At 69.9% G+C, this 9,055-nt stretch carries 11 protein-coding genes; 4 read left to right on the top strand and 7 right to left on the bottom strand.

From position 1 onward, the window contains the following. A partial coding sequence (locus DLJ59_RS27960) for an amidohydrolase family protein (protein WP_148096973.1) occupies positions 1–293 on the bottom strand: 293 nt, incomplete at its 3' end. A 4-nt stretch (positions 294–297) separates the two neighbouring features. Further along, the gene (gene kdd, locus DLJ59_RS27965) at positions 298–1,359 is read right to left on the bottom strand and encodes an L-erythro-3,5-diaminohexanoate dehydrogenase (RefSeq protein ID WP_124776131.1); all 1,062 of its coding nucleotides are present in this window, start codon (positions 1,357–1,359) and stop codon (positions 298–300) included. A gap of 142 nt (positions 1,360–1,501) precedes the next feature. Here kdd and DLJ59_RS27970 point away from each other — a divergent pair, with 142 nt between their 5' ends. Further along, entirely contained in the window at positions 1,502–2,908 is a 1,407-nt protein-coding gene (locus DLJ59_RS27970; RefSeq protein ID WP_124776133.1) for a KamA family radical SAM protein, read from the top strand. Between the two features lie 73 nt (positions 2,909–2,981). On the opposite strand, the gene DLJ59_RS27975 is transcribed toward DLJ59_RS27970, so the two are convergent. Then, positions 2,982–3,884, bottom strand: coding sequence for a polysaccharide deacetylase family protein (locus tag DLJ59_RS27975; protein ID WP_244236276.1), 903 nt, complete (start codon positions 3,882–3,884; stop codon positions 2,982–2,984). Between the two features lie 166 nt (positions 3,885–4,050). On the opposite strand from DLJ59_RS27975, the gene DLJ59_RS27980 reads away from it, so the two are divergent. After that, positions 4,051–4,956, top strand: coding sequence for an AraC family transcriptional regulator (locus tag DLJ59_RS27980; protein WP_124776135.1), 906 nt, complete (start codon positions 4,051–4,053; stop codon positions 4,954–4,956). Positions 4,957–5,093: 137 nt separating this feature from the next. Beyond that, a complete protein-coding gene (locus tag DLJ59_RS27985) occupies positions 5,094–6,122 on the top strand; it encodes an aldo/keto reductase (protein ID WP_124776137.1) in 1,029 nt (342 codons plus the stop codon). A 51-nt stretch (positions 6,123–6,173) separates the two neighbouring features. Here the strand turns inward: DLJ59_RS27985 and DLJ59_RS27990 are convergent, their stop codons facing one another. Beyond that, positions 6,174–6,368 carry a CsbD family protein gene (locus tag DLJ59_RS27990; protein WP_088989634.1) on the bottom strand — a complete coding sequence of 65 codons (195 nt, stop codon included), beginning with the start codon at positions 6,366–6,368 and terminating at the stop codon, positions 6,174–6,176. Positions 6,369–6,525: 157 nt separating this feature from the next. Between DLJ59_RS27990 and DLJ59_RS27995 the strand changes: the two genes are divergently transcribed. Beyond that, positions 6,526–7,137, top strand: coding sequence for a histidine phosphatase family protein (locus DLJ59_RS27995; RefSeq protein ID WP_124776139.1), 612 nt, complete (start codon positions 6,526–6,528; stop codon positions 7,135–7,137). On the opposite strand, the gene DLJ59_RS28000 is transcribed toward DLJ59_RS27995, so the two are convergent. The 3 genes from DLJ59_RS28000 to DLJ59_RS28010 all read right to left on the bottom strand — a co-directional run. After that, on the bottom strand, positions 7,067–7,573 hold the full coding sequence (locus tag DLJ59_RS28000) for an Lrp/AsnC family transcriptional regulator (RefSeq protein ID WP_124776141.1): 507 nt from the start codon (positions 7,571–7,573) through the stop codon (positions 7,067–7,069). The two genes, DLJ59_RS27995 and DLJ59_RS28000, sit on opposite strands and share 71 nt — an antisense overlap. 106 nt (positions 7,574–7,679) lie before the next feature. Beyond that, on the bottom strand, positions 7,680–8,822 hold the full coding sequence (locus DLJ59_RS28005) for an acyl-CoA dehydrogenase family protein (protein ID WP_124776143.1): 1,143 nt from the start codon (positions 8,820–8,822) through the stop codon (positions 7,680–7,682). Then, positions 8,819–9,055: M24 family metallopeptidase (locus DLJ59_RS28010; protein WP_124776145.1), on the bottom strand; the 237-nt coding region annotated here is incomplete at its 5' end. The genes DLJ59_RS28005 and DLJ59_RS28010, both read right to left, overlap by 4 nt.

A 9,055-nucleotide genomic window follows, 5' to 3' on the forward strand; every position in this document is an offset into this window, starting at 1 on the left:
GGCAGACCCGCCGCGAACCCCGCCACCGCGTCGAGCAACTGCCCCGCCGAGCGCACCCCGCACAACTCCAGCCCGGACAACGCCAACCCGGTGTCCGTGGCGTGCACGTGCGCGTCGACAAACGCCGGCGTCACCAACGCCCCACCCAGGTCCACCACCCGGTCGGCCGACGGCGCGTCACCATCGGTCCCCAACCAGGCAATCCGTCCACCGGACACCAGCAGCGCGGTCGCGCTCGGCTCGGCGGGGCAGTGCAGCACGCCGCCGCGATACAACGTCGAGGGGTTCGTCATGACCTCAGTCTGCCGCGACCCGCGCCGTGAACAGCTGACGCACCCCCGGCTCGGCCCGCAGCAGCCCCAGCGCCAACTCCGCGTGCCCCGGCACGTACCCGTTGCCCACCAGCATCGTCACGTCCGCCGCCAACCCCTCCGCGCCCAACGCCGCGGCGGAGAAGCTCGTCGCCATCGAGAAGAAGATCACCGTGCCGCCGTCCGCGGTGGCCAACACCGCCCCGTGCTCACACCCCGGCACGTCCACGCACACCACCGTCACGTCCGCCGGCACACCCAGCGCGGTGGTCACCGCCGTCGACAACCCCACCGGGTCGCGCGCGTCGGCCAACGCCACCACCGACGCCAGACCGGCGGCCGTCAGCGCGTCGCGCTCCGCCGCCACCGGCACCACCCCGACGGTACGCGCGGCACCCGCCCGTCGCGCCGCCGCCAGAGACAACGACCCGCTCTTACCGGCCCCACCGATCACCGCGACCCGCACCGGCGTCGGATCACCCGTACGCCGACGCTCCTCCACGTAGCCCGACACCACCCGGGCGGTCAGCGCGGGCGCCCCGCACACATCCAGCACGGCGAGGGACAACTGCGGGTCCTCGTCGTCGGGCAACACCGCGGCGATGGACCGCGCGAACAGGATCGCCCACCCGTCACACGGCACCTGCTCGCTGCGCCCGTCCCAACGGGCCAACCCGTCGGTGATCACCAGGGGCGTCAACGTCAACGACACCAGGGTGGCGACCCGATCCCCCGCCCTGAGCCCCAGCGGGGAACGTCGACCGGCCTCCTCGACCGTGCCGATCAGCATCCCACCCGACCCGGTCACCGGGTTCTGCATCTTCCCCCGGGTCGCGATGATCTCCAGCACCTCGGCGCGGACCGCGTCACCGTCGCCGCGGTGCTTCTCCGACAACTGCCGGAAACTCGCCGCGTCCAGGTTCAGCCGCTGTACGCGGATCCGCACCTCGTTCGGCGCGATCGCGGCGGACGCGTCCAGCCGCCAGGCCGCCTGCGGCAGCACCCCCGCCGGTTGCACGACGCGGTGCAGTCCCACCGGTGACGTCACGCCGACCTCCCCCTGTCCAGCCGCTCGAAGCCCCGGTCAAGGCTCGCGTAGCGGGAAAACTTACGGCAGACTAGTTTCTGTACCGGATATTTTCCAGTAGCCTTCGGGCTTCGTTGATCCACCGCACCACCGAGGAGGGGCCGTGACCCAGACCCAACCGGTTGAGACCATCCCTCAACCCCGTCACGCCCCGGTCGCCGCACCGACCGCCGGGCAGCCCTACGAATACCACCGCCGCCCCCTGGTCGAACCCGACTGGACCCGCTTCCCCGGCTGGCGCAACGTCACCCGCGACCAATGGGAATCAGCCCAGTGGCAACGCGTCAACTGCGTCAAGAACATCAAGCAGCTCCGCACCGTCTTCGGCGACCTGATCGACGACACCTTCTACGCCGACCTCGAAGCCGACCAGAAGGCCCTGGCCACCATGTCCATGCTGGTGCCACCCCAAATGATCAACACGATGGTGCCGTTCGCGACCCCCACCACCGAGGCACTGCTCGCCGACCCCATCCGCCGCTACATGATCCCGGTCGCCTCCGACCGACGCACCGACTGGCCGTCACACCCCTACGCCAGCCGCGACAGCCTCCACGAGCACGACATGTGGGTCGCCGAAGGCCTCACCCACCGCTACCCCACCAAGGTCCTCGCCGAACTGCTCTCCACCTGCCCCCAATACTGCGGCCACTGCACCCGCATGGACCTCGTCGGCAACTCCACCCCCGCCGTCGACAAACTCAAACTCACCCTCAAGCCCGTCGACCGCTACGACGCCCACATCGCCTACCTCAAGGCCCACCCCGGCGTCCGCGACGTCGTCGTCTCCGGCGGCGACGTGGCAAACGTCCCCTGGCGCAACCTCGAGTCGTACCTCATGCGCCTGCTGGAACTGGAAACGGTCCGCGACATCCGGCTCGCCACCAAAGCCCTCATGGGCCTCCCCCAACACTGGCTGCAGCCCGACGTCGTCGAAGGCCTCGAACGCGTCGCCCGCACCGCCGCCCGACGTGGTGTCAACCTCGCCATCCACACCCACGTCAACCACGCCCAGTCGCTCACCCCACTGGTCGCCAAGGCCGCCCAGACCGCCCTCGACGTCGGCGTCCGCGACGTCCGCAACCAGGGCGTCCTCATGCGCGGCGTCAACGCCACCACCCCGGAACTGCTCGACCTCTGCTTCGCCCTGCAAGGCGAAGCCGGGATCCTGCCGTACTACTTCTACATGTGCGACATGATCCCCAACGCCGAACACTGGCGCGTCCCGGTCTGGCACGCCCAACAACTCCAGCACGACATCATGGGCTACCTGCCCGGCTACGCCACCCCACGGATCGTCTGCGACGTCCCCTTCGTCGGCAAACGCTGGGTGCACATGCTCACCGACTACGACCGGGAACGCGGCATCTCCTACTGGACCAAGAACTACCGCACCTCCATCGAGTCCGCCGACCTGGAGGCGCTCAACAAGCGCTACGCCTACTACGACCCGATCGACACCCTCCCCGCCGACGGCCAGCAGTGGTGGGCCGACCACCGCGACGACTGACCCCGTGTGGGGCACCCCCGGACGCTCTGCTGTCCGGGGGTGCTGCGTGTGGGGACCATGGCACCGCACCCGCTCAGGAGACAGGCGAGCCGGCCAGCACCTCCGACAACGGCGCCGGCACCAGCCCCCGCTCCCGCAAGCCGGCCAGGATGTGCGGCAACGCCTCATCGGTCATCGCCGCGTTCGCCTCGGTCACATGCATGATCACCACCGACCCGGGGCGAACGTGGTCCAACACCGCCCGCACCAACGGCTTCCACGCCGTCGCGAACGGATCACCGCTCACCACGTCCCCGTCGACCACCGTCACACCCAGCGGCGCCAACGCGTCCAGCGCCGCCGCGTCGTGACACAACCCCGGAAACCGGAAGTACCGGGTCTGCCGACCCCCGTACGACGCGATCACCTCAAACGTCTTCGCCACATCACCGGCCAACTCGTCCACCGGCAGCCGCGGCAGGTCATAACAGTCAGCGGTGAACGCCGCGTGCCCATAGGTGTGGTTGGCCAACTCGAAACGCGGATTACCAGCGATCCGGCGCGTCACCTCCGGATACCGCTGCACCCACTTGCCCGTCAGGAAGAACGTCGCCGGCACCTGCTCCCGCTCCAACAGGTCCAGGACGCGTAGGTTCGCGTACGACGTCACCCGCCCGGCCCGCAGACTGGCCAACATCCCGTCGGTCATGTCCGCATCGAAGGTCAACGCGACCTTGGCGCCAGTGCGCGGGCCGTGGTCCACCACCGCAGCCCGGGCCCCCACCCGCGTCGCCCCCGGCACAGTGGGAACTATCGGCGCGGCACCAGCCGACGGTGCGACGGAGCCGGTTGACGTCGCCACCGAACCCGGGGAAATCGCGCCGGCCGAGGGCAGGGGCACAGCGTCGGACGAGCCGACGAAGACCGGCTCGTCCGACGGCGGCACCTGGGATGCCGTGCACCCGGCACCGCCGACAACGCCCACCACAACCAGCACGCCACACAGCCGACGCACCCAAGATCGAGTCACGGCCGTGATCATCGCAAACGTGAAGGCGAAACGTTGTCCCCACGCCTTCCGCCGCCCACCCGAAACTCGCGAGTCCTAGCACGATCCTGCCGCTGAGCAGCGACCCCCGCACGGCACGTGCTGCAATCGGGGAATGCCCCTGGACGAGCTACGCGACCTGCTGGAACGGCACGCGCGCCTCGACCTGACCACCGGCATCGACGGCGTCCGGGTCTGCCGGATCGACCACACCGCCGCCCCGGTCTCCTCGATGTCCGGCAAAGTACTCGCGGTCATCGCCCGCGGTGGCAAACGGCTCGCCCTCGGCGACCAGATCTACGAGTACGGCCCCGGCCAGTACCTCGTCGCCTCGATCGACCTCCCGGTGACAGGCCACGTCATCAACGCCGCCCCGGGCGACCCCACCCTCGGCTTCGGAATGACCCTGGACCCCACCACCATCGCCGAACTGCTGCTGCAGGCCGGCCCCGGCGATCTGCCACGTTCCCCCGGCGCCGCACGACCCGCAATCGCGGTCAGCGACGCCCCGGACGAACTGCTCGACGCCATCGTGCGGCTGCTGCGCCTGCTCGACCAGCCACAGGACCGAAGAACACTGGCCCCCCTGTTCAAACGCGAAATCCTCTGGCGCTTGATGACCGGCGAACAGGGTGACATCGTCCGCCAGATCGGCCTCGCCGACAGCAGCCTGAGCCACATCGCCCGGGCGGTCCAATGGATCCGCGAGAACTACCCAAGGCCGTTCCGTGTCAACGAAATGGCACACCTGTCCGGGATGAGTGTCTCCGCGTTCCACCGAAACTTCCAGGCCGTGACGGCGATGAGCCCCATCCAGTTCCAGAAGCACATCCGCCTGCAGACGGCGAGACTACTGCTGGCAAACAGCCCCAACGAAATCACCCGCGTCGCCCATCGCGTCGGCTACGACAACCCGTCCCAATTCAGCCGCGAATACCGGCGACTGTTCGGTGCTCCGCCCAGCGTCGACGCGCTACGCATACGTGCCGGACCCGAAGACGGCGGCGCCGCCCTCCCCTGACTCCGCCCGAGCAGGATCGTGCAAACAGGCGAGACGATTTCGCTAGTTGCGCCCCGGCCGCGGCGCTTCCATGGAGTCACGTGCCATTTCTCCGGGCACAGCACCGACCAATCACCAAACCACTCCGAAGGACACCAGTGAAATACCGCAACCTGGGCCGGACCGGAATCGACGTCAGCCCGTACTGCCTGGGCGCCATGATGTTCGGCGCCATGGGAAACCCCGAGCACGACGACTCCGTGCGCATCATCCACAAGGCACTCGACGCAGGAATCAACTTCGTCGACACCGCCGACGTGTACTCCGCCGGCGAATCCGAGGTGATCGTCGGCAAGGCACTCAAGGGCCGCCGCGACAACGTCGTACTCGCCAGCAAGCTGCACTATCCGATGGGCAACGACCCGAACCAGCGCGGAAACTCACGGCGCTGGATCACCACAGCGGTCGAGGACTCCCTGCGCCGCCTACGGACCGACCACCTCGACCTCTACCAGGTCCACCGCCCCGACCCGTCGGTCGACCTGGAGGAGACCCTGTCCGCCCTGTCCGACCTGGTCCACAGCGGCAAGGTACGCGCGATCGGTGCGTCGTCCTTCCCCGCGTCGGACATCGTCGAGGCGCAGTGGGTCGCCGAGCGACGCGGCCTCGAACGCTTCCGCACCGAACAACCGCCGTACTCGATCATCAATCGCAGCATCGAACGCGAAGTGCTGCCGGTCTGCCAGCGCTACGGGATGGGCACCCTCGTGTGGAGCCCGCTGGGTCAGGGCCTGCTCACCGGCCGGTATCGCAAGGGCCAGGAATTCGACAGCCACCGCTCCGGTCACACCCCGCAGCACTTCAGCGACGCACGCAAGCTCGACGTCGTGGAGCAGCTCGTCCCGCTCGCCGAGCAGGCTGGCCTGCCTCTCACCCACCTCGCGATGGCGTTCGCGATCGCGCACCCGGGCGTCACCTCGGCGATCATCGGGCCGCGCACCATGGCACAGCTCGACGACCTGCTGGCCGGCGCCGACGTCACCCTGAGCGACGAAATCCTCGACCGGATCGACGAGATCGCCCCGCCCGGCACCGACGCCGGCCCCAACGACGTGGCCTACGTGCCGCCCGCCATCTCCAGCGTGGGCCTGCGCCGCCGACCGGTAGCGGAACGTTCCGCCGGCTGAACCACGGGTCCCCGGACGCATCGCCGTCCGGGGACCCGTGCCTAGCTCAGGTCACTTCGTGAACGAGTCCTTCACGTTGCGACCAGCGTCCTTGACGTTCTGACCGGCCTGCTTGGCGCGCGCGTCGCTCTGCTGGCTGGCGCCCTCGCCACGCATCCGCTCGTTGTCGGTCATGTCGCCGACGCGCTCCCTCGCGGCGCCGGCCATCTGCTCAACCTTGTTCTTTGCCTTCTCGGTGAAGCTCATCGCGCCTCCTCGGTCTGGCGGTTGTCCTGGCTCGTGTGCCCGGTCTCCGGGTGCCGAAACCGGTGGTGCCCGTTGGCACACTCCGTAAGGCGTCCTAGGAAGATAGGTTGTGGGTGGGTCGCCTGTCGGCCCCGTCCCACGATGGTTAACTGACCGCATGGGAGAGCTCCTGCTGATCCGACACGGCGAGACCACCTGGAGCGCCAGCCTGCGGCACACCTCGTACACCGACCTGGAGCTCACCCCCGACGGCGAGCGACAGGCCCGCACCCTGGCCGCGTTCCTGGTCGGCCGACGCTTCGTCACCGTGCTGGCCAGCCCCCGCGTCCGGGCGCTGCGCACCGCGCAGCTGGCCGGGCTCACCGTGGACGGCGTCGACGAGGACCTCAGCGAGTGGAACTACGGCGAGTACGAGGGCCGCACCACCGTCGACATCCACGACGACGACCCGCACTGGAACATCTGGACCGACGGCTGCCCCGGTGGGGAGTCCCCCGCGCAGGTCGGCGAACGGCTCGACCGGGTGCTGGCCCGGGTCACCCCGCTGCTCGACCGGGGCACCGTCGCGCTGGTCGGGCACGCGCACAGCCTGCGGGTGCTCGGTGCCCGCTGGATCGGCCTGCCCCCGTCCGCCGGTGGGCGGCTACGCCTGGACACCGCCACGGTCAGCGCGCTCGGTCACGAACACGGCCGGCAGGTCATCCTGCGGTGGAACCAGCCGGCTCCTCCGGCGCCCGGGACCGCGACCGACTCGGTGCCGCAGCGCTGATCTTCGGCGGCCGGTTCTCGTACGGCGTGGACAACACCACCGTCGTCCGGGTCGTGACATTCGCCGATGTACGAATCTCCTGCAGCACCCGCTCCAGGTCGGTGGGGCTGGCCACCCGCACCAACAACATGTAGAAGTCCTCCCCCGCCACCGAGTAGCACGAGTCGATCTCCGGCAGGTGGGCCAGCCGCTCCGGGGCGTCGTCCGGCTGCGACGGATCGAACGGCCGGATCGCCACGAACGCGGTCAACGGCAGATCCAGCGCCTCGAACGACACCCGGGCGGCGTACCCCTTGATCACCCCGCGCTGCTCAAGCCGGCGGACCCGTTGATGCACGGCGGACACCGACAGCCCCACCCGCTCGGCCAGGTCGGTGTACGACAGACGGCCGTCGGCGGTCAGCGCGGCGACGATAGCGCGGTCGATCTCCTCCACGGCGTGCAACCTACCGGGAAAACCGCCGCACGGCGACGACGTAACCGGTGGCGGGCCGCGACGGGCCCGGACGCACCCACCGCGGCCGCGCCACCACGCGCCGTCGTCAGCCCTTCGCGAGGGCCCGCGAGATCACCATCCGCTGGATCTGGTTGGTGCCCTCCACGATCTGCAACACCTTCGCCTCGCGCATGTACCGCTCCACCGGGTGGTCGGCCACGTAACCCGCGCCCCCGAGCACCTGCACCGCGTCGGTGGTCACCCGCATCGCCATGTCGGTGGCGAAGAGCTTCGCCTTGGCCGCCTCGATCGCGTACGGGCGGCCGGCGTCGCGCAGCCGGGCCGCCGCCAGGGTCAGCGCACGGGCGGCGGAGATCTGGGTGGCCGCGTCGGCCAACATGAACCCGAGGCCCTGGAAGTCGATGATGGAACGCCCGAACTGCTGCCGCTCGCGGGCGTAGGAGACCGCGTAGTCCAAGGCGGCCTGGGCCAGCCCGACCGCGCACGCCGCGATGCCCAGCCGACCGGAGTCCAGCGCGGACATCGCGATGGTGAAGCCCATCCCCTCGCCGCCGATCAACCGGTCGGCCGGCACCCGCGTCTCGTCGAAGGCGATCTGCGCCACCGGGGAGGCGCGCAGCCCCATCGTCCGCTCGGCCGCCTGCGGGGTGATGCCGGCGGTGCCCGCGTCGACGAGCAGGCAGGAGATCCCCTTCGGGCCGGGCCCTGACGTGCGGCAGAAGACGTTGTAGAAGTCGGCCGTGCGGGCGTGGGTGATCCACGCCTTGGTGCCGGAGACCAGGTACGCGTCCCCGTCACGGTCCGCCCGGGTGGTCAGCGCCGCCGCGTCCGAGCCACCCTGCGGCTCGGAGAGGCAGTACGCGCCCAGCAACTCGCCACCGAGCATGTCCGGCAGCAGCTTGCGCTGCTCGTCGCTGCCGAACGCCGCCACCGGGTAGCAGGACAGGGTGTGCACGCTGACCGCCTCGGCGACCGCGAGCCAGCGGCTGGCCAGGATCTCCAACACCTGCAGGTACACCTCGTACGGCTGGGCCGCGCCGCCGTACTCCTCGGGGTAGGGCAGGCCGAGCAGGCCGGCCCGGCCCAGCGTCCGCAGCACCTCGCGGGGGAACTCGGCGCGTTCCTCGAAGGCCGCGGCCTTCGGCGCGAGCTCGCGGTCGGCGAGCTCGGTGGCGAGACCCAGCAGGTCGTGGGCCTCGTCGGTGGGGAGGATCCGGTCGACAGTCATAGCGCGATGAGCTCCGTGGGGGTGGTGTTGAGCCGTTGCACGCCGTCCGTGGTGCAGACGACGATGTCTTCGATGCGGGCGCCGTGGCGGCCCGCCAGATAGATGCCCGGTTCGATGGAGAACGCCATGCCGGCCTCCAACGCTCGGTCGTTGCCGGCCACCAGGTACGGCTCCTCGTGCCCGTCCAGACCGATGCCGTGGCCGGTGCGGTGCAGGAACGCGGGGCCGTAGCC

Origin of the sequence: Micromonospora inaquosa (assembly GCF_003857055.1) — a bacterium.
In the GTDB taxonomy this organism is placed as follows: domain Bacteria; phylum Actinomycetota; class Actinomycetes; order Mycobacteriales; family Micromonosporaceae; genus Micromonospora; species Micromonospora inaquosa.